Source organism: Microbacterium sp. NPDC055502 (genome assembly GCF_053643635.1).
In genome coordinates this window covers 535109-560887 of the sequence record NZ_JBSHKJ010000002.1, presented here as the reverse complement: position 1 = coordinate 560887, position 25779 = coordinate 535109, and the positions used below count along the sequence as shown (strand labels likewise).

Annotated in this window: 24 protein-coding genes and 1 tRNA gene; 6 read left to right on the top strand and 19 right to left on the bottom strand. The window is 70.5% G+C overall.

Features of this window, described 5'->3' with window-relative positions; all coding sequences use genetic code 11:
* Nucleotides 1-29 precede the first annotated feature (29 nt).
* Complete coding sequence (locus ACWH95_RS13725; RefSeq protein ID WP_136032364.1) at nucleotides 30-413, top strand: RNA polymerase-binding protein RbpA; 384 nt, start codon at nucleotides 30-32, stop codon at nucleotides 411-413.
* Here the strand turns inward: ACWH95_RS13725 and lnt are convergent.
* The 9 genes from lnt to ACWH95_RS13680 all read right to left on the bottom strand — a co-directional run bounded on the left by lnt (nucleotide 410) and on the right by ACWH95_RS13680 (nucleotide 10125).
* A complete protein-coding gene (lnt, locus tag ACWH95_RS13720) occupies nucleotides 410-1852 on the bottom strand; it encodes an apolipoprotein N-acyltransferase (RefSeq protein ID WP_454121003.1) in 1443 nt (480 codons plus the stop codon). The genes ACWH95_RS13725 and lnt overlap by 4 nt on opposite strands.
* A 98-nt stretch (nucleotides 1853-1950) precedes the next feature.
* The gene (locus ACWH95_RS13715) at nucleotides 1951-4425 is read right to left on the bottom strand and encodes a DEAD/DEAH box helicase (protein WP_136037352.1); all 2475 of its coding nucleotides are present in this window, start codon (nucleotides 4423-4425) and stop codon (nucleotides 1951-1953) included.
* Nucleotides 4422-5180: a twin-arginine translocase subunit TatC gene (gene tatC, locus ACWH95_RS13710; protein ID WP_136032443.1), complete on the bottom strand. Its 759-nt coding sequence runs from the start codon at nucleotides 5178-5180 to the stop codon at nucleotides 4422-4424. The genes ACWH95_RS13715 and tatC overlap by 4 nt, the downstream gene beginning before the upstream one ends.
* 57 nt (nucleotides 5181-5237) lie before the next feature.
* Nucleotides 5238-5474 (bottom strand): Sec-independent protein translocase subunit TatA, encoded by a 237-nt coding sequence (gene tatA / locus ACWH95_RS13705; protein WP_136032358.1) that lies wholly within the window; start codon nucleotides 5472-5474, stop codon nucleotides 5238-5240.
* A 45-nt stretch (nucleotides 5475-5519) separates the two neighbouring features.
* Nucleotides 5520-6503, bottom strand: coding sequence for a helix-turn-helix transcriptional regulator (locus tag ACWH95_RS13700; protein WP_454120824.1), 984 nt, complete (start codon nucleotides 6501-6503; stop codon nucleotides 5520-5522).
* Nucleotides 6500-7492: a helix-turn-helix transcriptional regulator gene (locus ACWH95_RS13695; protein ID WP_136037354.1), complete on the bottom strand. Its 993-nt coding sequence runs from the start codon at nucleotides 7490-7492 to the stop codon at nucleotides 6500-6502. Before ACWH95_RS13695 ends, ACWH95_RS13700 begins: the two co-directional genes overlap by 4 nt.
* Nucleotides 7492-8424: an FKBP-type peptidyl-prolyl cis-trans isomerase gene (locus ACWH95_RS13690; RefSeq protein WP_454120823.1), complete on the bottom strand. Its 933-nt coding sequence runs from the start codon at nucleotides 8422-8424 to the stop codon at nucleotides 7492-7494. The genes ACWH95_RS13695 and ACWH95_RS13690 overlap by 1 nt, the downstream gene beginning before the upstream one ends.
* A 10-nt stretch (nucleotides 8425-8434) precedes the next feature.
* Complete coding sequence (locus ACWH95_RS13685) at nucleotides 8435-9448, bottom strand: tRNA (adenine-N1)-methyltransferase (protein ID WP_136032350.1); 1014 nt, start codon at nucleotides 9446-9448, stop codon at nucleotides 8435-8437.
* On the bottom strand, nucleotides 9445-10125 hold the full coding sequence (locus ACWH95_RS13680; protein ID WP_206251255.1) for an HAD family hydrolase: 681 nt from the start codon (nucleotides 10123-10125) through the stop codon (nucleotides 9445-9447). The genes ACWH95_RS13685 and ACWH95_RS13680 overlap by 4 nt, the downstream gene beginning before the upstream one ends.
* An 89-nt stretch (nucleotides 10126-10214) precedes the next feature.
* Here ACWH95_RS13680 and ACWH95_RS13675 point away from each other — a divergent pair, with 89 nt between their 5' ends.
* The gene (locus tag ACWH95_RS13675; RefSeq protein WP_136032441.1) at nucleotides 10215-11063 is read left to right on the top strand and encodes a PAC2 family protein; all 849 of its coding nucleotides are present in this window, start codon (nucleotides 10215-10217) and stop codon (nucleotides 11061-11063) included.
* A gap of 16 nt (nucleotides 11064-11079) precedes the next feature.
* Here the strand turns inward: ACWH95_RS13675 and ACWH95_RS13670 are convergent, their stop codons facing one another.
* Both ACWH95_RS13670 and ACWH95_RS13665 read right to left on the bottom strand, forming a co-directional pair.
* Entirely contained in the window at nucleotides 11080-11904 is an 825-nt protein-coding gene (locus ACWH95_RS13670) for an undecaprenyl-diphosphate phosphatase (RefSeq protein WP_136032346.1), read from the bottom strand.
* A 47-nt stretch (nucleotides 11905-11951) separates the two neighbouring features.
* Entirely contained in the window at nucleotides 11952-13247 is a 1296-nt protein-coding gene (locus ACWH95_RS13665) for a M20/M25/M40 family metallo-hydrolase (RefSeq protein WP_247638773.1), read from the bottom strand.
* Nucleotides 13248-13360: 113 nt separating this feature from the next.
* Between ACWH95_RS13665 and ACWH95_RS13660 the strand changes: the two genes are divergently transcribed.
* Nucleotides 13361-13443 (top strand) — tRNA-Leu (locus ACWH95_RS13660).
* 58 nt (nucleotides 13444-13501) lie between these two features.
* Here the strand turns inward: ACWH95_RS13660 and ACWH95_RS13655 are convergent.
* Nucleotides 13502-14599, bottom strand: a complete 1098-nt coding sequence (locus tag ACWH95_RS13655) for a VIT1/CCC1 transporter family protein (RefSeq protein ID WP_454120822.1) — start codon at nucleotides 14597-14599, stop codon at nucleotides 13502-13504.
* A 134-nt stretch (nucleotides 14600-14733) separates the two neighbouring features.
* Nucleotides 14734-16476: a DEAD/DEAH box helicase gene (locus ACWH95_RS13650; protein WP_136032340.1), complete on the bottom strand. Its 1743-nt coding sequence runs from the start codon at nucleotides 16474-16476 to the stop codon at nucleotides 14734-14736.
* A gap of 146 nt (nucleotides 16477-16622) precedes the next feature.
* Here ACWH95_RS13650 and ACWH95_RS13645 point away from each other — a divergent pair, with 146 nt between their 5' ends.
* On the top strand, nucleotides 16623-17450 hold the full coding sequence (locus tag ACWH95_RS13645; RefSeq protein WP_136032337.1) for an SGNH/GDSL hydrolase family protein: 828 nt from the start codon (nucleotides 16623-16625) through the stop codon (nucleotides 17448-17450).
* Nucleotides 17451-17454: 4 nt separating this feature from the next.
* Here ACWH95_RS13645 and ACWH95_RS13640 read toward each other — a convergent pair whose 3' ends face one another.
* Nucleotides 17455-18255 (bottom strand): TrmH family RNA methyltransferase, encoded by an 801-nt coding sequence (locus tag ACWH95_RS13640; protein WP_454120821.1) that lies wholly within the window; start codon nucleotides 18253-18255, stop codon nucleotides 17455-17457.
* Nucleotides 18256-18320: 65 nt separating this feature from the next.
* Here ACWH95_RS13640 and ACWH95_RS13635 point away from each other — a divergent pair, with 65 nt between their 5' ends.
* Nucleotides 18321-19160 carry a Sir2 family NAD-dependent protein deacetylase gene (locus ACWH95_RS13635; RefSeq protein WP_454120820.1) on the top strand — a complete coding sequence of 280 codons (840 nt, stop codon included), beginning with the start codon at nucleotides 18321-18323 and terminating at the stop codon, nucleotides 19158-19160.
* The gene (locus ACWH95_RS13630) at nucleotides 19157-19744 is read left to right on the top strand and encodes a histidine phosphatase family protein (RefSeq protein ID WP_136032331.1); all 588 of its coding nucleotides are present in this window, start codon (nucleotides 19157-19159) and stop codon (nucleotides 19742-19744) included. Before ACWH95_RS13635 ends, ACWH95_RS13630 begins: the two co-directional genes overlap by 4 nt.
* A 37-nt stretch (nucleotides 19745-19781) precedes the next feature.
* On the opposite strand, the gene ACWH95_RS13625 is transcribed toward ACWH95_RS13630, so the two are convergent.
* Genes ACWH95_RS13625 through ACWH95_RS13605 form a run of 5 tightly spaced genes read right to left on the bottom strand, consistent with a single transcriptional unit; the run spans nucleotide 19782 to nucleotide 25712 of the window.
* On the bottom strand, nucleotides 19782-20588 hold the full coding sequence (locus tag ACWH95_RS13625; protein WP_454120819.1) for an HpcH/HpaI aldolase/citrate lyase family protein: 807 nt from the start codon (nucleotides 20586-20588) through the stop codon (nucleotides 19782-19784).
* The gene (locus ACWH95_RS13620) at nucleotides 20585-21070 is read right to left on the bottom strand and encodes a MaoC family dehydratase (RefSeq protein WP_247638770.1); all 486 of its coding nucleotides are present in this window, start codon (nucleotides 21068-21070) and stop codon (nucleotides 20585-20587) included. Before ACWH95_RS13620 ends, ACWH95_RS13625 begins: the two co-directional genes overlap by 4 nt.
* A gap of 9 nt (nucleotides 21071-21079) precedes the next feature.
* A complete protein-coding gene (locus tag ACWH95_RS13615; RefSeq protein ID WP_136032325.1) occupies nucleotides 21080-22231 on the bottom strand; it encodes an acyl-CoA dehydrogenase family protein in 1152 nt (383 codons plus the stop codon).
* Entirely contained in the window at nucleotides 22228-24153 is a 1926-nt protein-coding gene (locus ACWH95_RS13610) for an acetyl/propionyl/methylcrotonyl-CoA carboxylase subunit alpha (protein ID WP_136037360.1), read from the bottom strand. Before ACWH95_RS13610 ends, ACWH95_RS13615 begins: the two co-directional genes overlap by 4 nt.
* A 5-nt stretch (nucleotides 24154-24158) precedes the next feature.
* Complete coding sequence (locus tag ACWH95_RS13605; RefSeq protein ID WP_136032321.1) at nucleotides 24159-25712, bottom strand: carboxyl transferase domain-containing protein; 1554 nt, start codon at nucleotides 25710-25712, stop codon at nucleotides 24159-24161.
* Nucleotides 25713-25779 lie beyond the last annotated feature (67 nt).

The window sequence follows — 25779 nt, the reverse complement described above, 5'->3', positions numbered from 1 at the left end:
ATACCTGACAGCGACGAGAGGACCACACAATGGCAGATCGCAGCCTGCGCGGCATCCGACTCGGCGCCCAGAGCCTACAGAGCGAAGAGGGCGTCGTTTTCATGGAGCGCCGTGAGACCACCTACACCTGTGACACGTGCGGACACGACACCACCCTGATGTTCGCGGCCGACGCCGAACCCCCGCAGACCTGGGAGTGCCGCGCCTGCGGTGCTGAGGCCCGACTGCAGGTCGACGGTCAGTCCGTCACCATCGAGGCCAGCGACGAGAAGTCCGCCCGCACGCACTGGGACATGCTGATGGAGCGCCGCACCCGCGCCGAGCTCGAGGAGCTCCTCGAAGAGCGGCTCGCCTTCATCCGTGCCCGCCGCGGCGCGGGAGAAGATCCCACCAGGGAGAAGATCGGCGCCTAACGCCGACGGGCGCGCCACCACCCGACCACGAGCGCGCCCACCCCACCCCACAGCAGCACCTGCTGCACCCAGGGGCCCAGGACGACACCCGCCGTGAGGCCGGAGCGCAGCTCGACATCCTCGAGCATCGCTCCGGCCTCATCCGCGTCCAGGCTGGTGATGGTCCGGCCATCGTGGCGGATCACCTGACTCGTTCCGACCGTGGAGATGTTCACCACACTCCGGCCCGTCTCGATCGCCCGCATGCGCGCGAACGCGAGCTGCTGGAGGTTCTCGTCGGTACCGCGGAAGTCCGCGTTGTTGGTCTGGAACACCAGCACCTGCGCGCCGTCGCCGATACCCTCGAGGATCACGTCGTCGTAGATCACGTCGAAGCAGATCGCGAGACCCACCTTCACACCGTCGACCTCGACGATGGGAGCGTTCGTGCCCGGCGTGTACTCGCGCTGGATGAGCCCGATCAGATCAGGGACCAGCGCATTGAAGAAGGCGCGGTCGGGAACGTACTCACCGAACGGCACGGGGTGGCGCTTGTCGTGCGACTGCAACGCCTCACCGCTCTGGGTCCACAGCATCGACGTGTTGTAGAAGCGGTCGCCTCGCGCGGTCGCCGCGTTGGCGAGCAACGGGGCATCCACCCGATTGGCGACCAGGGTCATCCGGCGGGCGAGAGCCGAGCTCTCGGCGGGATCGGCGTCGAGGGATCCCTCCGGCCACACGAGCAGATCGAGATCCTCGCCGTAGAGGGGCGCAGTCGCCTCGGTCTGGGCCTGGATCACGGAGAACGGTTCGCGCGAGTCGAAGTAGCCCGTCGGTCCGTTCCCCTGCACGGCTCCGATGCGCATCGTCCCCGTGGCTGCCGTCGGGAACAGCGGGGTGAACATCAGCACCACCACGACTGCTGCGGGAACGACCAGCCGCAGCGGACGCCGCCAGGACCCGGTCCGGACCAGCTCGATCACCATGGCCGTCAGCAGCACCATCAGGAAGCTCAGCCCGCTGACCCCCAGCCACGAGGTGACCGGAGCGAGCGGACTCTCGGCCTGACTCATGCCCAGGCGCGCCCACGGGAATCCGCCGTAGGGCCACCAGCCCAGGAAGAGCTCCCGCCCGACCCACAGTGCGGCGACCACCGTCGGCAGGATGAACAGGCGGCCAGCCGTGCCGGGGAATGCCCGCGGAAGCCAGCGGTAGGCCAGGGCGATGGGGACGAGCGCGACCGCGGTCAGCGCACCCTCGACGACGCTGAGCGCCGCCCAGGGCAAAGGCCCGAGGTAGCGGGAGGTCCAGGACACCAGCAGACCGAAGAAGACGACGCCGTACACGAGGCCGACGAGCAGGGCGCCGCCCGCCCGTCGCCCGATCAACGCCAGCAGCAGGAGCCCGGTGGCCGGGAACGCGAGGATCCAGACCGCGGCCTCGGGGAACGCGAGATCCATGAGCACCGCCGCCCCGACAGCAGCGAGCACGGCGCCCCACAGCGGCAGGAGGGCACGCGGGCGGACGGGGACGGACGGATCGGTCACGGCGCTCACCCTCACATCGACGAGTAGGCGACGATGCCCCGCCGCACGCCGTCGAGGGCGAGCCGAGCGGTGCGCGCGAGAGCGGGGTCTTCGGCGACGATCGAGAGCTGGTCCAGCAGGTCGATCGTCTGCTTCGCCCAGCGGACGAAGTCTCCGGCGGCCATGTCGGCGTCGATCAGGACGCGGTCGAGCGCACCCCCACGCGCCCAGGTGTGCATCGCCCCCGCAAGGCCAGCGGCCAGGGGCTCGCTGCCGGGCAGCTGGTGATCCCGCTCGAGGTCGTCCAGCTCGGCCCAGAGGGCTGTCGTCCGGTCGTACGCGGCGCGGAACGGCCCCCGGGGCAGACCTCGCTCCCCCGTGTTCGACTCGTCCCGCCGCGGCTCGTACACGAGGCAGCACGCCATGGCGGCGAGAGACGGAGCGTCCAGGCTCTTCCAGAGGTCCTGACGCAGCGACTCGGCGATTAGGAGGTCACGCTCCCCGTAGATCCGCCGCATGGTGCGGCCGGCCTCCGTCAGCAGGGTCTCGTCGTCGTCTCGGCGGAGGTAGTCGAGTGTCTCCAGCACCTCCACCACGCGATCGAACACCCGCGCGACGGTCCCGGTGCGGTTCTCGATCTGGCGGCGCGTGCGATCGGTCTGCCTCTTGAGCTTCCAGTAGCGTTCGGCCCACCGCGCGTGCGCCTCGCGATCCGGACAGCGGTGGCAGGGATGTCGCTGCATCTGCGTGCGCAACGACTGGATGCGCTTCATCCGCTTGTCCCGTGCGGCACGCGGCGCGTTCGCGTCCTGCCGGTTCTTCTTCTCCAGGTCGCTGAGCTCACGGCGGATCGCGGCGTACTCGGGGAAGTCGCCGTGCTCGCAGGCCATCGCGGAGCGATAACCGGCAAGAGACTCCTCCGCCTCACGCACCTGGCGCGCCAGGCCGACGACGGCGCGATCGGCCTGGAACTGCGCGAACGACGACTCCAGGATCTGCCGCGCCCTGCCCTTCCCGAACATGTCGATCAGGTTGACGGCCATGTTGTAGGTCGGCCGGAAGCTGGAGTTCAACGGATACGTGCGTCGGGAGGCGAGGGCGGCCACGGCCTGCGGATCCATGCCCTCGGTCCACTGCACGACCGCGTGGCCCTCCACGTCGATCCCCCGGCGACCCGCCCGCCCGGTGAGCTGCGTGTACTCACCGGACGTGATCGCGACACGCGCCTCGCCGTTGAACTTCTCCATCTTCTCCAGCACGACGGTCCGGGCCGGCATGTTGATGCCGAGAGCGAGCGTCTCGGTCGCGAACACGACCTTCACGAGCTTGCGCTGGAACAGTTCCTCGACGACCTCCTTGAACGCCGGAAGCAGACCGGCGTGATGGGCGGCCACGCCGCGCTCGAGGTTGTCGAGCCACTCCCAGTAGCCGAGCACACCGAGATCCTCGTCCTGCAGGGTGCGCGTGCGCTCCTCGACGATGGCGCGGATCTCGGCCCGCTCCTCGTTCGAGGTGAGGCGGATGCCCGCGCGCCGGACCTGCTGCACGGCGGCATCGCAGCCGACACGGCTGAAGATGAAGAAGATGGCGGGCAGGAGACTCGACCGCTCCAGGAGCTCGACCACATCCGGGCGATCCATCCGCTCGATGCGACGCGCGTTGGCCGAGCGCACCGGGCGTCGTCCGCCGCGAGGCGGGCGCTGCGCCTGCCGTCCAGCGTGACGGTTGCTGCGATACGACTGCGCCTGCCGATTCGCCTCGTACGTCGAGCCCGTGAAGGAGCGGATCCGCATGAGCTCCTGGTTGACCTGGGCCGTCGCGAGACCCGCCCTGTCGTCGAACAGCGGAAGCAGGTCGTCGCGCACGAGCACGTGCTGCTCCAGGGGCACCGGCCGCACCTCGGACACGATCACCTCCGTGTCGCCCCGCACCGTGTCGAGCCAGTCGCCGAACTCCTCCGCATTCGACACCGTCGCGCTGAGGGAGACCAGACGCACGCGCGGGGGCAGGTGGATGATCACTTCCTCCCACACGGCTCCGCGGAACCGGTCGGCCAGGTAGTGCACCTCATCCATCACGACGTAGCGCAGGTCGCGGAGCGCGGCGGAGTCCGCGTAGATCATGTTCCGCAGCACCTCGGTCGTCATCACGACGATGCGGGCGTTGCCGTTGATGTTCGTGTCGCCGGTGAGCAACCCGACCTCGTCGGGGCCGTAGACGTCGACGAGCTCGCGGAACTTCTGGTTCGACAGAGCCTTCATCGGCGTCGTGTAGAACGCCTTGTCCGTCGGGCTCTGCATCGCGAGGTGGATCGCGAACTCACCGACGATCGTCTTGCCCGCCCCGGTCGGCGCCGCGACCAGCACGCTGCGCCCGTTCTCCAGGGCGTGACACCCGGCCACCTGGAACGGATCGAGCTGGAATCGCTGGCGCGCGGCGAAGGCGACGGTCTGCGGATGGCTCGCCGCGTCCTGCGCCTGCGCGTAACGGTCGGACGGAGAACTCATACGGCGTCAGGGACGATGCCGGCGGCCGCATCCCTCTTCCGTTTGCGCCGATCGAAGAGCAGAGAGAGTCCCGCGGCGGCGAAGAACAGCACGATGAGGATCCCGGCGAGCATCAGCATGCTCACGACGTCGGCGGCGGGAGTCGCGAGGGCGGCGAAGATCGTCGCGATGAGGACCGCGACTCGCCAACCCTTGAGGATGGCGCGACCCGACATGACGCCGGCCAGGTTCAGCGCGACCAGGAACACCGGGAGCACGAACGACACCCCGATCACGATCATCAGCTTGAAGACGAAGTCGTAGTACTCCTGCGCGTAGTAGAAGTTCGTCCCGCCCTCGGGGGTGAAGCTCCACATGAGTTCGATCACGTGCGGCATGATCATGACGCCGAGGTAGCAGCCGGCGAAGAAGAGCGGAACCGCGGCGAGCACGAAGCCGACCGTGTACTTGATCTCCTTGCGCGTGAGCCCCGGCATGATGAACGCCCAGACCTGCCACAGCCAGATGGGCGCGGACAGGAACAGCCCGATCGAGAAGGCGATGCGCATGCGCATGTCGAAGGCCGCGGTCACCGTGCCGAAGTTCAGCGCGCTGAAATCGTCGCCGCGTTTCTCGGTGATGATCCGGATGGGCTCCGTGATGAAGTGGATGACCGGGTCCGCGACGATGAACGCGATCACCATGCCGACCACCAGCGCGAGGGCAGCGTACATGAGACGCTTCCGCAGCTCGACGAGATGCGCGCCGAGCGACATCCGCCGATCCCGGTCGGCCTTCGCCTTCACGGTCGGTTCGATGGCTGCCACGGCCGGTCAGGCGCGAGGCGGAGTCTCAGGTTCGGCGCCCGTGTCCTTCACCGAGGTGGGCTCAGCGACGGCGGACTCGGCGCGCGTCGCATCTTCTTCCTTCATCGCCTTCATCTCACCCTTGAACACGCGGGCGGACTGCCCCATGCTCTTCGCGAGCGCCGGCAGCTTGGCAGCGCCGAAGAGAAGGAGGATGACGGCGAGCACGATCAGCAGGTGCCAGCCTTGCATTCCAGCGAACATATCGACATTCCCGTCGTCGGGGGGCTTTCGTCCCCAGTCTACAGATCAATCCTGCGTATCGGGCTGGTGGTACAGCGCGAGTCCCGCCTCCGCCCACTCACGCGTCGCCAACCGAGCGACTCCCGGCTCCCGGACTTCCATCGCTCCGCCGAACCTGGCCGCGAGGCGCTTGATGCCGCGCGGGTCCGCCAGATGCAGACGGGCCGTCACGACGCCGTTCGCGGGCTCCATCGCTTCCGCCGGCAGGAACCCGCTGAGCAGCGGGGCGAGCCGCTCCGGCACGCGCACCGTGACCTCGCCTTCGTCCTCCAGACCGGCGAACGCCTCGGGAACCTGGTCACCGCCGTGGGTACTGGGGATGTCGGTCAGCGTCGGCTCGCTCACCCGATCCAGGTGGAAGGTACGCATCGCTTCTCGCATGTGGCACCATCCCTGCAGGTACCACTGCCCGTTCGTGATCAGGATCTGGACGGGATCGACGGTGCGCGTGGTCGGAGTCGAGTCAGGCGCCTGGTAGGTGAACGAGACGGCGACGCCCTGCTGCAGCCCGCGCGACACCACGGAACGGACCTCGTCGACGGCGCTCGGCGCCACGACGACATCGGCGGGGGCATCGGCCGCACCGCGGGAGAGCTTCGAGATCAGACCGGCGACGAGACCCGAGTCGGAGACCGCCGGAACGGCCGCCACCATCTGCAGCCCGGCCAGGAGCGCGGCGGCCTCCCGGGCGGTGAACCGCGGAACTCGGCGCAGCGCGACGTCGTTCGTGATCTCGATGACGTCCTCCAGCTCGAGCAGGTCCCAGTTGATGTCGAACATCTCCTGAGGCTGCTGCCAGAATCCGGCCTCGCCCGGCAATCCGATCACGGTGAGCTTCTCGACCATCGCGCGCATCTCGCGCGGCGTGACGCCGAACTCCTCCGCGGCCTCCGCGAGAGATACCTGCCCGTGCTCGAGCAGGTAGGGAACGAGTGTCAGGTACAGACGTACGCGATCAGCGGCAAGGAGCGGCTTCTGCTGCGGGCTCATGCGCGTGCCCCCGTGTCGGTGTGCGCATCCACGACAGCGGACAACCGGGCGACCACGGCGTCACGCAGCGGGGCAGGCTCGACCACCCGTACCTCGGGACCGTACGAGGCCAGCTCGTCGGCGAGGATGTGCAGGTCCACGAATGGCACGCGGATGCCCTGCGCGGCGGCGGTCGCGCGTCGTCCGAGCCTCAGCGCGGCCTCGGTGCCCGGAGTCACCTCCAGAAGCGCGGAGTTCGCCGCCGCGACCTGCTCGAGTCCGCTCAGCGCGCGCTCCCCCGCTCCCTCGCGCAGGGCGGGGTCGAACGACGTCGCGCTCACCGCCACGTCGCCCACGATGCGGCTCAGCAGGAAGGTGCGGTCCTCCTCCACATCCACATCGACCCCGTAGACGTGCCAGCGCGCCTCATAGTCCACCAGTGCCAACGGCCGGACGCGGCGACGACGCGGCGCATCCTCCCCGGGCTTCAGATAGTCGAACGACACCACACGGCTGCGCTCGATCGCGTCCTGCAGCGGAGAGAAGGCCGCGTCCCGCGCGGTGATGCGCGGAGCGAAGCCGATGATCGGCTCATCGCCGTCGATACCGAGAGCGCGGATCTTGCGCACGCCCGACTGGGCGTCGCCCGAGACCGACTCCGCACTCCACACGCTTCCCGCCAAGCGCAGCACCGCGAGCTCCGCCGCGGTGAACTCGATGTCGCTCGGCAGGTCGTACTCCGCTTGGGGGATGCGGTACCGCGCCTCCCGGAGATCGTTCGGGTCGGCAGCATCGCCGATCGTCTCGATCGGCACGCCGAGCGACCGGAGCTCGTCCTTGTCGCGCTCGAACATCTTCTCCAGGGCATCGGAGCGCGTACCCGCGTCCGCCCGCTGCCGATACCCCGAGACGTTGTCGAGGATCTGCTGCTTCGTCAGCCCGATCTCCGTCGCCATCAGCGCCACGACGAGGTTCGTCAGGCGCTCTTCGGCAGGGATCCGGGCGGCCATCACGGAGCGGCTGAGGGGGCGATGCCGAGGATGTCCACCACGACGGCCATCGCGACGGAGTTCTCGGTCTTCGGGAGCACGACGAGCACCTGCGAGCCGACCGGGTGCCCCACCAGGGCCTCAGCCACGGGGGGTGCGATCTGCGCCATCTGGTCGACGGCCTGCTGGCCCCAGGAGCTCTGGATGACCTTCTTGTCGTCCCAGCCCACGGCCGTGAAGTGAACGAGCGGAGAGTCGTCCTTCGTGACCTTCTCTCCGTCACCGAGGATGAGCGTCTGCACGACCTGCTTCTTCGGTGCGGCGCTGTCCGGGATGATCACGCCGGGAGTGCCGTCGGGAGCACGGACCACGGTCGGCATGCCCTGCGCGTCGTTGAACTGCAGCGAGCCCTCGGCGCGCGGGTGGAACGCATCAACGACGTCGACCACGAAGACGGCGACGTCGTCCTCCGCCATGCCGAAGCCCTTGAGATTCGCGGCACCGAAGTCGTCGGGCGTGAGCCCGGCCACGACGCGGCTTCCGGCGGTCGCGCACTCGAGGACGTCGGCAAGGCCGGGCGCCTGCGAGGCCCACGAATCGATGCTGGACGCGCGCGTGCTGTCGCTGTCGTAGGACGTGGCGAACACCTTCTCACCCGTCTCGCCGCTGTAGATCGAGAGCTGCACGATGATCGGCTGCGCGTCGTCGACGATGCGACGGCCGTCTCCGGTCACCGCGTCGGTGAACGACGTCTCGGTCAGGCGGAGGGGACTGAAGATGTCGACGTCGGGCGTGGAGCCGACCTCTCCGTCGACAGTCACGGCGTCGCCGATGCCGTTCGCGTGGCCCGTGCGATCGCACGAGGCGTCGGCGGAAGACGCGGTCACGCTGCACCCGGTCAGAGCGAGGGCGGCGAGACTGAGGGTGGCCAGAACGGCGGACGTTTTACGCACGCGCTCCAGTCTATTCCGTCGACTGCCCGGATTCGCGCGACGCGGCGGCCTGGCGCGCGCCTTCGGCGGCCTTTCCCGCCTCGCGAGCCCGCTTGCGGAGGTTCTTGTCCGTGATCTCGCGGTCGCCGACGGCCCCCGGCGTCCACAGCTCGACGTCGGCGTCGCTGTAGCTGCTCTTCGACGCGCGCCGCTTGACCGACGGCGCGACCGCGCCGGGCGCGAGCCGGCGGGCCGTGAGGAGGAAGCCGGTGTGCGCCACCATCCGGTGATCCGGTCGCACCGCGAGCCCCTCGACGTGCCAACCGCGCACCATCGTCTCCGACGCATCGGGATCGGTGAACAGACCGGTTCCGCGGATGTACTCCGCAACCCTCGAGAGCTGGGTCGCGGTCGCGATGTAGCAGAGCACCACGCCGCCCGGTGTGAGCGCGTCGGCCACCGCGTCGATGCACTCCCACGGGGCGAGCATGTCGAGGACGACCCGGTCGACGGAACCGGCCTCGACCTCGGCGGGCAGGGCCTCGACGAGATCGCCCACCACCACTCGCCAGGTGTCCGGGGTCTCGCCGAAGAACGTCTCCACATTGCTGCGGGCCACGTCGGCGAACTCCTCGCGCCGCTCGAACGAGATCAGGGTCCCGGCGGGTCCGATCGCGCGCAACAGCGACAGGGACAGCGCGCCGGAGCCGACGCCCGCCTCGACCACCGTCGCCCCGGGGAAGACGTCCGCCTGCATCACGATCTGCGCTGCATCCTTCGGGTAGACGATCGCCGCACCGCGCGGCATCGACATCGCGAAGTCGCGCAGCAGGGGGCGCAGGGCCAGATACTCGTGCCCGGAGCTGTTCGCCACGACGGAGCCGTCAGGAAGCCCGATCAGGTCGCGGTGCCGCAGCACGCCGTGGTGCGTATGCAGCTCGCCGTCCTCGCGCAGCGTGACCGTGTGCAGGCGCCCCTTCGGGCCGGTGAGCTGAACGCGGTCGCCCTCGCGGAATGGACCGCTCGGTCGCTGGGTCGCCGTCATCGGGTCGCCTCCGTGGTCGTGTGCGCGCCGAACAGCTCGGCGATGTCCGCGGCACCGCGGAGGTGCAGTGTGGGCCAGAGTTGGTGGGCGCCGAGGCCGTCGAGCGGCACGATGTGCGGCACCCCCAGCGTGAGCGCCCCCGACGCGAGACCCGCTCGCAGCCCCGTCGGGGAGTCCTCGATCACCACGACCTCCGCGATGTCGACATCCAGCAGCGCAGCGGCCTGCAGATACGGCTCAGGGTGGGGCTTGGGATTGTCCACGTCGTCGCCGGCGACGACGACGTCGAAGGCCTCGAAGTCGATCAGGTCCACCACGTCCAGGGCCATCCGGCGCAGCGACATCGTGACCAGGCCCGTGCGGATGTCGGCGGCGCGCAGGTCGCGCAGCAGCTCGCGAGCCCCGGGGCGGAACGGCACCCCCTGCGTGCGCAACGCCTGCTGCACGGCGTCGGTGAGGTGCGAGACGATCGCCTCCGGCTCCATGTCGACGCCCGCGTCCTGCAGGATGATCGCGCTGTCGAGGAGCCCGCTGCCGACGAGCCGCAGGGCGTCTTCGTGCGTCCAGGTCCCTCCGAACGACTCGACCAGCGCGGTCTCGGCCGCCATCCAGTAGGGCTCGGTGTCGACGAGTGTTCCATCCATGTCCCAGAGGACCGCGCGGGGCTTGCTGCTCACTGAACCCATGCTAGCCGGGCGCGGCCCACATCCCGCCGTCGCGGGCTAGCCTGGGGTGACCAGAACCGCGAACCCGATGGGAGCACATGGTGGATGTCCTCGGTCCCCGCATCGTCATCGCCGCGTTCGACGGCTGGAACGATGCGGGCGAAGCGGCCAGCGGCGCGATCGCGGCGCTGCAGTCGTCCGGCGACTACGACCTCGTGCATTCCGTCGACCCCGAGCTGTACTTCGACTACCAGTACACGCGTCCCGCCACTCGCATGGATGCGGAGGGGCGCCGTCAGCTCACCTGGCCGGAGGCCGGGCTCTGGCGTCCGCGGAACCCCGGGCCCGGCCCGGAGTTCTGGCTGCTCACCGGCGCCGAGCCCGCCCGCACCTGGCAGGCGTTCGCCTCGGAGTTCATCGACGTCGCGCTGCGCGACGACGTCACCGGTTTCGTGACCCTCGGCGCGATGCTGTCGGACGTGCCGCACACCCGACCCATCTCGATCTTCGCCTCGAGCCAGAACGACCAGGTGCGTGAGGCGCACGGCCTCGAGCGATCGGTGTACGAAGGTCCCGTCGGCATCCTCACGGTGTTCGAGCACTTCGCGGAGAACGCCGGGATCCCCTCGGTCAGCCTCTGGGCCAGCGTGCCCCACTACGTCGCCTCTGCCGCCCCCTCGCCGAAGGTGACGCTCGCCCTCCTCGACCGACTCGAGGAGCTCACCGGTGTCGACGTCGACCGCCGGCACCTGCGCACCGAGGCAGCCGCATGGGAGGCGTCGATCGACGCTGCGGCATCCGAGGACGAGGAGATGGCCGAGTACATCCGTCAGCTGGAGCGCACGCGCGACACCTGGGACTCGCCCGATGCCTCCGGCGACGCGATCGCCCAGGCGTTCGAACGCTACCTGCGCCGCCGCGACGACGGTCCGGGCGACCGCAAGCGCTGACGGGGACGCGCCGCGCTCAGGCGGGGATGACGCCCATGCCCAGCAGCACGAGCAGCACGGTGCCGAGCAGGATGCGGTAGATCACGAACGGCAGGAAGCTGCGCTTCGAGATCCAGCTCATGAAGAACGCGATCACTCCGAGCGCCACCACGAAGGCGACACCGGTTGCCGCGAGCGTGTCGCCGAAGGAGAAGAACGACGGCTCGCCCCAGCTCTTGAACACCTGGTAGAAGCCGCTTCCGAAGACGGCGGGGATCGCGAGCAGGAAGGCATAGCGCGCAGCAGCCGCCCGCTCGTAGCCCAGGAACAGCCCCATCGTGATCGTGCCGCCCGACCGCGAGACGCCGGGGATCAGCGCGAGAGCCTGCGCGAAACCGAACGCGATGCCGTGCGGATACGTCAGATCTCCGAGCTTGCGCCGCTTGGCGCCCACGTAGTCGGCGATTCCGAGCAGGATGCCGAACAGGATGAGCATGATCGCCACGAGCCACAGCGAACGGAACACCGTCTCGATCTGGTCCTGGAACAGCAGACCGAGCACGACGATCGGAACGCTGCCGATGATGATCAGCCACCCCATGCGCGCATCCGGGTCGTTGCGCGGCACCGCGCCGGTGAGCGAGCGGAACCACTGGGACACGATGCGGACGATGTCGCGCCAGAAGAACACGACGACGGCGGCCTCGGTGCCGATCTGCGTGATGGCGGTGAACGCCGCACCCGGGTCCTCCCCCGACGGCAGGAAGGTCCCGAGGATGCGCAGATGCGCACTCGATGAGATCGGGAGGAACTCGGTCAGTCCCTGGACGATCCCCAGGATGAGCGCTTCGAACAGATGCATGGCAGGGCCTTCAGATCTCGGGAGGGCACGGAGGGCGCGAGCGTCACTCAGTACGTGCGCAGCAGATCGGTCAGCACCCGCTGACCGAAGACAAGAGAGTCTACGGGCACCCGCTCGTCGACTCCATGGAACATGCCCGTGAAATCCAGGTCGGCGGGCAGTCGCAGCGGTGCGAAGCCGTACCCGGTGATGCCGAGAGCCGCCAGCGCTTTGTTGTCGGTCCCGGCGCCGAGCAGGTACGGGATGACCGGAACGCCCGGATCGTGGCGTCCGAGAGCCGCGACCATCGCGTCGACCAGGTCGCCGGAGAACGCCGTCTCCATGCCGATGTCGCGCACCACCGTCTCGATGCGGATGTCGTCGCCCACGATCTGCTGGAGCTCGGCGAGCACGTCGTCCTCCGTGCCGGGGATCACGCGCACGTCGATCAGCGCCTCCGCACGCTCGGGGATCACGTTGTGCTTGTATCCCGCGGTGAGCACGGTCGGATTGGTGGTGGTGCGGAACGTGGAGCGCAGGAACGCCTCCGCCGGGCCCGCGGCCGCCGCCAGCGCGTCCGGGTCGTCGACGCTGCGCCCGCTGAGCGCGCTGAGGCCCTCCAGGAGCGCCGTCGTAGTGGGCGTCAGTCGGATGGGCCAGCGCGTGCGGCCGATCGCGGCGACGGCCTCGGCGAGCCTGGTCACCGCATTCTCCTCATGCAGACGACTGCCGTGGCCCGCGCGACCGGTGGCGACCAGCCGGATCCAGATCAGCGCCTTCTCGCCCACCTGCAGGAGATAGGCCCGGCGATCGTCGACCGAGATGGAGTATCCGCCCACCTCGCTGATCGCGTCGGTCGCCCCGGCGAACCACTCCGGGCGATCCTTGACCACGAGCGCCGACCCCTCGACACCACCGTTCTCCTCGTCGGCGAAGAACGCGAGTACGAGATCGCGCTCCGGCTGCTCCCCCGCGCGGAGGATGTCGGCGACCGACGTGAGGATCATCGCGTCCATGTTCTTCATGTCGACCGCGCCTCGGCCCCACAGCATGCCGTCGCGCACGATCCCGGCGAACGGATCGACGCTCCAGTCCTCGGCGACCGCCGGTACGACGTCGAGGTGACCGTGGACCACGAGGGCGGGCTTGCTCGCATCGCGTCCCCGCACCCTCGCCATGACGTTCGTGCGTCGCGGCACCGGCTCGTAGTACTCGACCGGCAGCCCGAGCGCCTCCAGATAGGCGCCGACGTACTCCGCGGCCTCCCGCTCCCCCTTCGCGTTTCCGCCTCCGTAGTTGGATGTGTCGAAGCGGATGAGGTCGCTCGCGACGCGCGCGACCTCGGGCAGCGAGGGATCGGTCATGCGTCCCAGGCTATCGAAACAGCGTGCCACGCCCGGGCGTCGCGCCCAGTTCGATCGCCCCTTCAGAACGTGCTAATGTCATTCTTCGGTCGGCAACGACACATCCCACACCTGCGCGGGTGGCGGAATGGTAGACGCGCTAGCTTGAGGTGCTAGTGCCCGATAGGGCGTGGGGGTTCAAGTCCCCCTCCGCGCACAGACACGAAGGCCCCGGATCCCCACGGATCCGGGGCCTTCGTCGTACCGCCTCGCCGTCAGACGGCACCCACGCCGAACAGCAGGCCCAGCGCATAGGTGATCGCCGCGGCTCCGAAGCCGATCGCGAGCTGACGCAGGGCGCGGCGCAGGGGCGGCCCGCCCGACAGCACCCCGACCATGGCTCCCGTGCTCAGCAGCGCGATGCCGACCAGGACGAGGGCGACGATGATCGCCGTCGGCCCCTCGAGCCCGAAGATCCACGGGAGGACGGGCACGATCGCTCCGGACGCGAACAGCAGGAAGCTCGAGATGGCCGCCGTCCAGTCGCTGCCGACGATCTCGTGGTCGTCGGCCCCCTGGACCGCGACCGGACCCGTGGCCGCCCGACGCACGCCCTCCTGGGCGGCCGACACGATCCGACGAGCCCGGGCGAGCGACTCCGTCTGATCCATCCCGCGGGCGCGGTACACGAGGGCCAGTTCGTTCTCGTCGATGTCGAGGTCGGCGGCGGCGGCCGCGGCGTCCTCATTGGCCTCCGTCGCCGCGAGCAGCTCGCGCTGCGACCGCACCGACACGAACTCGCCCGCACCCATCGACAGCGCCCCGGCCAGCAGGCCGGCGATCCCGCTGAACAGGACGAAGCCCGAGCTCACCCCGGTCGCCCCGATGCCGAGCACGAGGGCGAGATTGCTCACGAGACCGTCGTTGGCGCCGAACACCGCCGCACGGAAGGAGCCGGAGAGCCGTCGCCGTCCGCGCGCCGCCAGGCCGCGCACGACCTCGTGGTGGACCTTCTCGTCAGCGCGCATCGCAGGGGTCGCCCAGCGCTCGGCATCGTACGGCGACCGAGCCTCGGCACTCTGCGCCAGCGCGAGGACGAAGATCGACCCGAACCGTCCCGCCATCCAGCCGAGAAGACGCGAGCGCATGCCCGCCCTCGGAAGCCGCCGCGGTTCACCGCCGAGCAGATCGAGCCAGTGCTTCTCGTGCCGGCGTTCGGCCTCGGCCAGTCCCAGCAGGATCGCGCGCTCCTCCCCCGTCCGACGGGCGGCGAGGCGGCTGTACACGGCTCCCTCGGCGCGCTCCTCCACGAGGTAGCGGGCCCATCGGCGGCGGTCAGAGGCCGTCGAATCCGCGGCGGCAGGGGCAGTCATGGGTCCTCCAGGAATCAGCGTGCCCGATGCGCGGGCAACCGTTCCACGCTATCCGCGAGCGGAGCGCGCGACCGCGTCCTGGCACCGATTGCCAGCATTTCGGGGATCCGAAGCAGACGCGGTGGTGATCCCGGTCAGGAGCGGACGCGCTTGCGGAGGACCTCGATGCGCGACTGCAGCTGAGTGACCGTGGCCTGCGCGACCGCCGGCCCCCCGCAGATGCGCCGGAGCTCGGCGTGCACCGCGCCGTGCGGTTGTCCCGACTGGCGCGCGTACAACCCGACCAGGCTGTTCAGCAGCTGCCTCTGCTCGCGGAGGGTGCGGTGGAGCGGCGCGGGAAGCGTCGTGGTGGCCGTCGCCGGCTCCGCGGCCTCGCGCACCTCCCGGTGCCGGGACTGTCGCGCCTGGCGCTGCATCAGGAGCTCGTGGACATGCTCGGGCTCGAGCAGACCGGGGAAGCCGATGAACTCCTCCTCCTCCGGCGTGTTCGGCTCCGCGAGCTGACCGAACTCCTTGCCCTCGAACACGACGCGATCGAAGTGCGCGACGGACGAGATGGCCTGGTAGCTGAACTCCTGGGTGAGTGCGTCGGAGGTCTCCTCCTCGCGGTTCGCGCTCTCCAGGAGCGAGTCGTCGAGACCGTCCTCGTCTTTCGAGCCGCGGTCGAGCGCGTGATCGCGCTGCTTCTCCATCTCGTTCGCGAGCTTCATCAGCACGGGCACGTGGGGCAGGAACACGCTGGCCGCCTCGCCCCGGCGTCGGGCCCGCACGAACCGGCCGATCGCCTGCGCGAAGAACAGCGGGGTCGACGACGAGGTGGCGTACACGCCCACCGCGAGCCGCGGCACGTCCACCCCCTCGGACACCATGCGCACGGCGACCATCCAGCGCTGCGTGCCGGCGGAGAACTTCTCGATGCGCTCCGACGCCGTGGCATCGTCGGACAGCACGATCGTCGGCTGCTCGCGGGTGATGCTGTGGAGGATCTTCGCGTACGCCCTGGCCACCGTCTGATCGGTCGCCAGCACGAGCCCGCCCGCGTCCGGCACGTGATGGCGTATCTCGGTGAGGCGACGGTCGGCGGCGGAGAGCACGGCCGGCATCCAGTCGCCCTCGGGGTCGAGGGCCGTGCGCCACGCCTGCGACGTGACGTCCTTCGTGTTGTCCTGACCGAGATGGGTCTCCAGCTCGTCGCCCGCGCTCGTGCGCCAGCGCATCTTGCCCGCGTACATGTGGAACAGGACAGGACGGACGACACCGTCGGCGAGAGCACGCCCGTAGCCGTACGCGTAGTCGGTGCTGGACACGCGGGCGCCCGTCTCGTCGGGCAGGTACTCCACGAACGGGATCGGCGCGGTGTCGCTCCGGAACGGGGTGCCCGAGAGCAGCAGCCGCCGCTTGGCAGGGCCGTACGCGTCGCGGATCGCATCGCCCCAGCTCAGCGCGTCGCCGCCGTGGTGCACCTCGTCGAGGATGACCAGGGTCTTCGCGTCTTCCGTGAGGTGGCGATGGATCGACGACTTCGCGGCGACCTGCGCGTACGTGACGACGACGCCGTGATAGTGCCGGGCGGGGGCCCAGTGGCTGTTGCGGAACCGCGGGTCGAGCCGGATGTGCACCCGAGCCGCCGCATCGGCCCACTGCGTCTTCAGGTGCTCCGTCGGGGCCACCACGATCACCCGGTCGACCTCGCCCATCCGCATGAGCTCCACCGCGAGTGTCAGCGCGAACGTGGTCTTGCCGGCGCCCGGGGTCGCAGCGACGAGGAAGTCGCGCTGGTCGGCCTGGAAGTAGGCGTCGAGGGCCTCCTGCTGCCACGCGCGCAGCTTGCTCGCCGTTCCCCACGGGGCGCGCTGAGGGAAGGAGGGAGAGAGCATCGACTCCACGATAATCGCTGCCGGGGACACCGCGGCATCCGCCGCGATCGCCGCGCGCGTCCGCCCCCGCGGAACCCCCGACGGGTAGGCTCGGTCACTGCGCAGCGGCCGACCGCCGCCCGTGAGCCCCCGCGAAGGAGAGCCGGATGAGCGACCAGGAATCGACCAGGAGCCCCTACGTCCCGAACGAGACCCCGCACCCGTGGCGACGGTTCGTGGCCATCGGCGATTCCTTCACCGAGGGCATCGGCGACCCCGACCCCGTGAACCCCGGCGCCCACCGCGGCTGGGCCGATCGCGTCGCCGAGGTCCTCGCACAGCAGGTCGACGACTTCGCGTACGCCAACCTCGCCGTGCGCGGCAAGCTCATCGCGCAGATCGTCGCCGACCAGGTCGAGCCCGCCGTGGCGCTGCGGCCCGACCTCATCTCGATCTGCGCGGGCGGCAACGACGTCATCCGCCCCGGCACCGACCCGGACGCGATCGCCGCCCAGCTCGAGGACGCCGTGTCGCGCCTGTCGTCCACGGGCGCCGCCGTCATCCTGTTCACCGGGATCGACACCGGGTTCACCCCGGTGTTCCGACCCTTCCGCGGCAAGGTCGCGATCTACAACGAGAACGTGCGCGCGATCGCGGAGCGGCACGACTGCATCGTCGCCGACCAGTGGGCGCTCAAGGTCGTGCAGGACGCGCGATTCTTCGACGACGACCGTCTGCACTACAACGCGCTCGGGCATCACGAGGTGGCCCGCATGGTGCTGCGCGCCCTCAACGTCCCGAACGATCTGGAGGCCATGCAGCCCGAGCCGCTCCCCCTCCGTACGTGGCGGGCGGCCAGGGCCGAAGACCTGGGCTGGGCGCGGGAGCACCTCGTGCCGTGGGTGCTGCGGCGGCTGCGGCATCAGTCCTCGGGCGACAACATCGCCGCCAAGCGACCGGAGCCCGGACCGGTGATCCTCCCCGGCCGCGACTGATCGGTCAGTTCTGCAGCGCCCACAGCGCGACGGCAGCGGCGGAGGCGACGTTGAGCGAGTCGACGCCGCCCGACATGGGGATCGTCACCACGGTGTCCGCCGCTGCCAGCGCCGCCCGCGACAGACCGTCCCCCTCCGAGCCCATCAGCAGGGCGACCCGCTCCGGGCGCTCCGCAGCGTAGACATCCAGCGGTACCGCGCCGTCGTCGAGGGCGAGAGCGGCGACGTCGAACCCCTGCGCGGTGAGGTCGCGCATCCCCTCACCCAGGTCGGCCATGCGGGTCCACGGCACCTGGAACACCGTTCCCATGCTCACCCGCACGCTCCGGCGGTACAGCGGATCGGCACAGCGCGCCGAGACCAGCACCGCGTCGGCCCCCAGCCCGGCGGCCGCACGGAACACCGCTCCCACGTTCGCGTGGTCACCCAGCCCCTCCAGCACCAGCACGAGCCGGGCCCCGCGGATCACGTCGGCGACCGGGGCGAGGGCGGGGCGCTGCATCGACGCGAGGGCTCCGCGGTGCACGGCGTAGCCCGTGACGCGTTCGGCCAGTTCGTCGGAAACGACCAGCACCGGGACCGGCAGCTCTCCGAGCACACGCGCCATCTCCTCGACCCGACGTTCGGCGACGAGCACGGAGCGCGGGCGGTGACCGGCCGCCACCGCGCGCTCGATCACCGTCGTCGTCTCCGCGATGTAGAGCCCCTCGGCCGGCTCGGTGACGGCCCGCAGCGCCGTGTCCGTCAACCCGCGGTAGTCGTCGAGCCGCGGGTCGTCGAGGTCGGTCACGGACGTCAGGTGCATCCCTCCACTCTGCCAGCGCGAGACCGGCCCCGTCGCCGCGCCGTAGACTCGCACGGGGAGGTCCTGTGAGCGCGTCGAACACCGCCGAGTCATCGGCCACCCTCGGCAGGGTCGCCGACCTGCTCCGCGGCCGGCGCATCGCCTTCCTCACCGGAGCCGGGATCTCGACCGACTCGGGCATCCCCGCCTATCGCGGCGAAGGCGCGCGCACGCGCAGCGAACCCATGACGATCCAGACGTACCTCGGTGACGAGGCCGCCCGACGGCGGTACTGGGTGGGCGGGCACCTCGGCTGGCGCGCGTTCGCACAGGCCGCCCCCAACCCGGGACACCTGGCCGTCGCCGCGATGGAAACCGCCGGGACCGTGTCCGGTGTCATCACCCAGAACGTCGACGGCCTGCACCTGCGGGCCGGCAGCTCGCACGTGATCGAGGTCCACGGCACCATGCGCCGCGTCCTGTGCCTGCACTGCGGACAGGTGTTCGACCGACGCGACATCGCCGTGCAGATCGAGGAGCTCAACCCCTGGATCACCGTGACCGAGAACGTGGCCCTCGCACCGGATGGCGATGTGCTGCCCGAGAGCACGGACGGCTTCGTGATCCCCGCGTGCACGGTGTGCGGCGGGATGCTCAAGCCCGACGTGGTGTTCTTCGGCGAGTACGTGCCCCAGGACCGATTCCGCGCGGCCGAATCCCTGCTGCGCTCCAGCACGGCCCTGATCGTCGCTGGCTCCTCCCTGGTCGTCAACTCCGGCGTGCGGCTCGTCGACCGCGCCCGACGCCGGGGGATCCCGCTCATCATCGTCAACCGCGAACCGACACGCGCCGACGCCTGGGCGGACGCCACGCTCGCCGCAGGCACCAGCGACGTCCTTCCCGCCCTCCAGGAGCTGCTGCAGTGACCCACCTCACCCTCATCCGCCACGGACAGACCGACTGGAACCTCGCGAGGCGCATCCAGGGCTCCACCGACATCCCCCTCAACGACACCGGGCGCGAGGACGCACGCTGGGCCGCGGAGAAGCTCGCCGGGACCGCGCACCACGCCGTGTACACGAGCCCGCTCTCCCGCGCCAGGGAGACCGCGGAGATCATCGCGCAGCGTCTCGGGCTCGACATCGCCGGTGTCGTCCCCGACCTGCGCGAGCGGGAGTTCGGCGAGGGCGAGGGACTCCTGGTCCCCGACTACATCTCGACGTACGGCGACTGGCACGCGGAAGTTCCCGGCGCCGAGTCGCTACCCGACGTCGGGGTGAGGGCGATCGCGGCCCTGCACCGCATCGCCAGGGAGGCGCGACGGCGTTCGGCCCCGCAGGCGGAGTCGGTGCTCGTGGTCACGCACGGCGGAGTGATCCGCGCCGTGATCGATCACGTCTCCGGCGGCACGCTCCCCCGCGAGGGCACCGTGCTGGGCAACGGCTCGGCGCACCGCTTCGTCGCGGCACCGGGGTACCTGCGACTGCTCGACGAGTCGCCCGTGCTCTGACACCCCGGCGCTCTGTCGCGCGGTGAATGATGCGGCCTCAGCGGGCGCGGGAGACCACGAAGCGCGCGTGCCGGAGCACGGGCTCGTCCACCATGCGACCGTCGAACCGGAAGACACCGCGCTCCGTGGCGGCTGCCTCCAGCACGGCCCTCGCCCACGCGACGGTCTCGGCGTCGGGACGGTAGGCCTCTCGCACGATGGGCACCTGGCTCGGGTGGATGCACGCCGTGGCGCGGAAGCCGGATGCCGCAGCGTCGGCGGCCTCCTGCTGCAGCCCTTCCAGGTCGCCGATGTCGACGTGCACGGCATCGATGGCTGCCTTGCCGTACGACCCCGCCTCGAGCAGCACGCGGGCGCGGGCGTAGCGGGCGACGTCGAGGTAACGGCCGGCCGGGGTCCGCGACGAGGTGCCGCCCAGTGAGGCGACCAGATCCTCCGCTCCCCACATCAGGGCGACCACCCGCGGATGCGCCGCGATGTCGGGCGCCGCGTGGACACCGCGCGCCGTCTCGCACAGCGCGATCAGGTCGTACGCGTCGCCGAGACGGTCGAGATCGGACGCACTCTCGCTCTTCGCGACCATGACCGTCCGGAAGCCCGTCTCCGCCAGGGCGGCGAGGTCGGCGTCGAACTCGCCGGAGCTCGGCGCGTTCACCCGCACGATCACGCGCTCCGGGTCGAGCGCGGCCGATCGCACGTTCGCTCTGGCCTCGGCCTTCGCCGCCGGAAGCACCGCGTCCTCCAGGTCGAGGATGACCGCGTCGGCGCGGTCGAGTGCCTTCGCGAAGCGCTCCGGGCGATCCGCCGGGCAGAACAGCAGCGCGGGGCCGAGGTCGAAGCTCATGCGGACGCCTCCGGGCGGCAGCGGATCAGCACCGTGCGCGTGGCCGTGGCGACCACGGTGCCGTCCTGGTTCCGCCCCGTGTGCGCGAGCCGCACGACCCCCGTCCCCGGGCGGGAAGACGACAGGCGCTTCTCCTCCACGACGGTCTCCGTGGTGAGGGTGTCGCCCGCGAACAGCGGGTGCGGGAACGCGATGTCGCCCATGCCGAGCTGCGCCACGAGCGTGCCCTGCGTGAGCTGCGCCACCGAGGTCCCGACCATCGTGGACAGGGTCCACATCGAGTTGATCAGTCGCGCGTGGAACGGCTCGCTGGCGTCGGCGAAGGCGGCGTCGAGGTGCAGTGCCTGCGTGTTCATGGTGAGCGTCGTGAAGAGCACGTTGTCGGCCTCGGTCGCCGTGCGCCCCGGTCGATGCAGGTACCGCACGCCCGTGTCGAACTCCTCGAAGTACAGTCCGCGCTGCTCGATGTCGCGCATGCTCATCCCACCACGCTACCCGGCGAGCCCCAGGGCCCTGGCGATCACCAGCAGCTGGACCTCCGTCGTGCCCTCGCCGATCTCGAGGATCTTGGAGTCGCGGTAGTGGCGTGCCACGGGGAACTCGTTCATGAAGCCGTTGCCGCCGAAGATCTGCGTCGCATCCCGCGCGTTGTCCATCGCGGCCTCGCCCGCCACGAGCTTCGCGATCGCCGCGGCCTCCGCGAACGGGGAGCCCGCGTCGCGCAACCGGGCGGCATGGTGCCACGCGAGTCGCGCGGTGTGCACGCGCGCACGCATGCGGGCGAGCGTGAACTGGGCGTTCTGCCGGGTGCTGAGCGCGCTGCCGAAGATCGTGCGACTCTTCGCGTAGGCGACCGCCGCCTCCAGGCACCCCTCGGCCGCACCGGTGGAGAGGGCGGCGATCGCGATGCGACCCTCGTCGAGGATGCTCAGGAAGTTGCGGAACCCGCTGCCACGCGCCCCCAGCAGGTTGCCGGCGGGCACCCTCGCCCCGTCGAACGTGAGCGGGTGGGTGTCCGAGGCGTTCCAGCCGACCTTGTCGTAGGGCGGCTCGACCGTGAACCCCGGGGTGCCGTTGGGCACGATGATCGTCGAGATCTCCTTGCGTCCCTCGGGCGCGCCGGTCACGGCGGTCACCGTCACGAAGCGCGTGATCGGCGTGCCGGAGTTGGTGATGAACTGCTTGGAGCCGTCGATCACCCAGTCGTCACCGTCGAGCCGTGCCGTGGTTCGCGTGGCGCCGGCGTCGCTTCCCGCCTCCGGCTCCGTCAGCCCGAACCCGGCGAGAGCGCGTCCGGCGAGCAGGTCAGGCAGCAGCTCGCGCTTCTGCTCCTCCGAGCCGAACCGGTAGATCGGCATCGCGCCCAGGCTGACCCCCGCCTCCAACGTGATCGCGATCGACTGGTCGACCCGGCCCAGCGCCTCGATCGCGATGCCGAGCGCCATATAGTCGCCGCCCTGTCCGCCGTACTCCTCGGGGAAGGGAAGGCCGAACAGCCCGAGCTCGCCCATCTGCGCGACCACGTCCATCGAGAGCGTGTGCGTGCGGTCGGCCTCGTAGGACTGCGGGGCGACCACGGTGTCGGCGAACTCCCGCACCATCCCCGCGAGCTCGCGCTCCTCGTCGGTCAGGCTCTCGATCATCGGTCGTCCTCCATCGTCGTCACCCGGGCGACCGGTTGGTCGCGCCGTACCTGGTCGCCGATCGCGACCAACAGGTGCACCACCCCGTCGTGCGGGGCGAGCACCTGGTGCTCCATCTTCATGGCCTCGATCGCGACGAGCGGCTCGCCGGCCGCGACGACCGCGCCGTCCGCGACGTGCACGGCCACCACGCTCCCCGGCATCGGGGCTCGTCCCTCCGGCTCGCTCGCGCGACCACCGTCGCCGGTCGCGGCCAGCCGACGCTGGAGGCGCGCGCGCCGATCCACGGGCAGAAGCCTCATGGTGGCCCCGTCTTCGACGACCCACACCGCCCCGTCGGCATCCACGGCCGCGCGCACCGTCGAACGTCCTGGGTCGGCGTCGTGCAGCTCGACCACCGCGTCGTCATCCGTGAGCACGGTGAGGGGCGCGACCGGAGCGGGATCGGCGCCGAGCCGCCACCCGGCGAGTCGTCCCCACAGCGCGTCGGCGGCTCGCGGCGATGCCCCGACGGGCTGGAGAGCGGCGGCTGCAGCGGCGAGCTGCGATGCGGAGGGTCGGCTCGGCTCCAGCGGGAGCAGCGTCTCGATCAGCCCCGTGTCGAGGTCGCCCGCGACGACACGCTCGTCGTGCAGCAGCCGCCTCAGGAACCCGATGTTCGTGTCGACCCCCAGCACCACGGTGCGCGCCAGGGCGTCGTCCAGGCGGCGGAGGGCGGTCGCCCGGTCGTCGGCGTGAGCGATCACCTTCGCGATCATCGGATCGTAGTAGCCCGTCACCACGCTGCCCGTCTCGACAGCCGCGTCGACCCGGACCCCATCCGGGGCCTCGAACAGCAGCACGGTCCCGGTGGACGGCAGGAAGCCGCGCTCCGGAGCCTCGGCGTACACGCGCGCCTCGACGGCATGACCCCGCCCGCGCGGCTCGACCTCGAGGGGACGACCGTCGGCGACCTGCAGTTGCAGCGCCACGAGGTCGAGCCCGGTCACTTCCTCCGTCACCGGGTGCTCGACCTGGAGGCGCGTGTTCATCTCGATGAAGAACACGTTCTCCGGGGCGTCCGCATCGACCAGGAACTCCACGGTGCCGGCCCCGACGTAGGCGACGCTCTCCGCCGCGCGCACCGCCGCCGTCAGGAGCCGGTCGCGCGTGTCCTCGGGGATGCCGGCCGACGGCGCCTCCTCGATGACCTTCTGATGCCGTCGCTGCAGCGTGCACTCGCGCTCACCCAGCGCCACCACCCGGCCGTGTGCATCGCCGAAGACCTGCACCTCGATGTGCCGCGGCCGGGCGATGAGCCGTTCGAGGATGAGCGCGTCGTCGCCGAAGGCCGCGGCGGCGACCCGTCGCGCGGAGGACAGGGCGGGGCGCAGTGCGGCCGCGTCCGCGACGACCTCCATGCCCTTGCCGCCTCCGCCCGCGCTCGGCTTCACCAGGAGGGGGAACCCGACCGCGTCCGCCTCCTCCTCGATCTCCGCGTCGGACAGCCCGCGTGCGTCGAACCCCGGAACGACCGGCACCCCGCTCCGCGCGACGTGGTCCCGCGCCCTGGCCTTGTCGCCCATGACCTGCAGAGCCGTCACGGAGGGGCCGACGAACACGATTCCGCTCTCGGCGCACGCCTCCGCCAGCCCGACGCTCTCGGACAGGAAGCCGTAGCCGGGGTGGATCGCCTGCGCGCCGGTGGCCCGCGCGGCCGCGACGACGGCATCGATGTCGAGATAGGACTCGGCCGCCGGAGCCGGCCCGATGCGGACCGCCACATCGGCCTCGCGCACATGGGGTGCCCCCGCGTCGGCATCGCTGTAGACCGCGACACTGCGGATACCCAGAGCGCGGAGCGTGCGGATGATGCGTCGGGCGATCTCGCCGCGGTTCGCGACGAGGACGGTGGTGAAGGAGAGACGCGGTGACGAAGACATGGGACTCACATCCGGAAGACGCCGAAGCGCGGTTCGGGCAGCGGGGTGCGGGAGACGACATCGAGCGCCAGCCCGAGCAGGTCGCGGGTCTGCGCGGGGTCGACGATGCCGTCGTCCCACAGGCGCGCCGTGGCGTAGTACGGCTCGCCCTGCCGCTCGTACTGCTCGCGGATCGGCTCCTCGAACGCCGCACGGTCGTCGGGCGCCCAGGTCTCACCGCGCGCGGCCAGCTGGTCCTCTTTCACCGTGGCCAGGACCGATGCGGCCTGAGCACCGCCCATGACCGAGATGCGGCTCGCCGGCCACGTCCACAGGAACCGCGGGGAGTAGGCGCGTCCGCACATCGAGTAGTTGCCCGCCCCGAACGACCCGCCGATGATCACGGTGAGCTTCGGGACACGGGTGGTCGCGACCGCGGTGACCATCTTGGCCCCGTCCTTCGCGATCCCTCCGGCCTCCGCGTCCGACCCGACCATGAAGCCGGTGATGTTCTGCAGGAACAGCAGCGGGATGCCGCGCTGGTCGCACAGCTCGATGAAGTGGGCGCCCTTGAGCGCCGACTCGCTGAACAGCACGCCGTTGTTCGCGACGATGCCGACCGGGTGTCCGTGGAGGCGCGCGAAGCCGGTGACGAGGGTGGTGCCGTATTCGGCCTTGAACTCCCGGAAGGTATCGCCGTCGACGAGCCGGTCGATCACGACGTGCACGTCGTAGGACGCGTTCACGTCCACCGGGACCACGTCGTACAGTGAGCCCGTCTCGGACGGCGGTCTGCTCTCGACGACCTCCCAGGCGGGCGAGGCGGGCGCGGGAAGCGTCGCGACGATGTCCCGCAGGATCTCCAGTGCGTGCTCGTCATCCTCCGCGAGGTGGTCGACGACGCCGCTGCGCTTCGCGTGGAGCTCTCCACCCCCGAGCTCCTCCGCGGAGACGACCTCGCCGATCGCGGCTTTCACGAGCGGAGGTCCGCCCAGGAAGATGGTGCCCTGATCGCGCACGATCACCGTCTCGTCGCTCATCGCCGGGACATACGCTCCCCCAGCGGTGCACGACCCGAGCACGGCGGCGAGCTGCGGAACACCCGCGGCCGATAGGCGCGCCTGGTGGAAGAAGATGCGCCCGAAGTGGTCGCGATCGGGGAAGACCTCGTCCTGTCGCGGCAGGAACGCCCCGCCCGAGTCGACGAGATACAGGCACGGGAGGCGGTTCTCGAGCGCGATCTCCTGTGCCCGCAGGTGCTTCTTGACCGTGAGCGGGTAGTAGGTGCCGCCCTTCACTGTCGCGTCGTTGCAGACGACCATGACGTGGCGGCCGTGTACGAGTCCGATACCCGCGATGACCCCGGCTCCCGGCGCCTCTCCCCCGTACAGGCCGTCCGCCGCCAGCGGAGCGATCTCCATGAAGGGGCTGCCCTCGTCGAGCACCCGCGCGACCCGGTCGCGCGGAAGCAGCTTGCCGCGCGCGACATGACGTTCGCGCGACGCCTCCGGACCGCCGAGGGCGGCGGTCGCGATCCGAGCACGGAGCTCGTGCGCCAGATCTTCCTGGGTTGCCGGCATCGTGATGTCCTCCTCGACCCACGACCGCGCCACGGACTGCCCTGGCGCGGTGCACGCATTCTCGGTT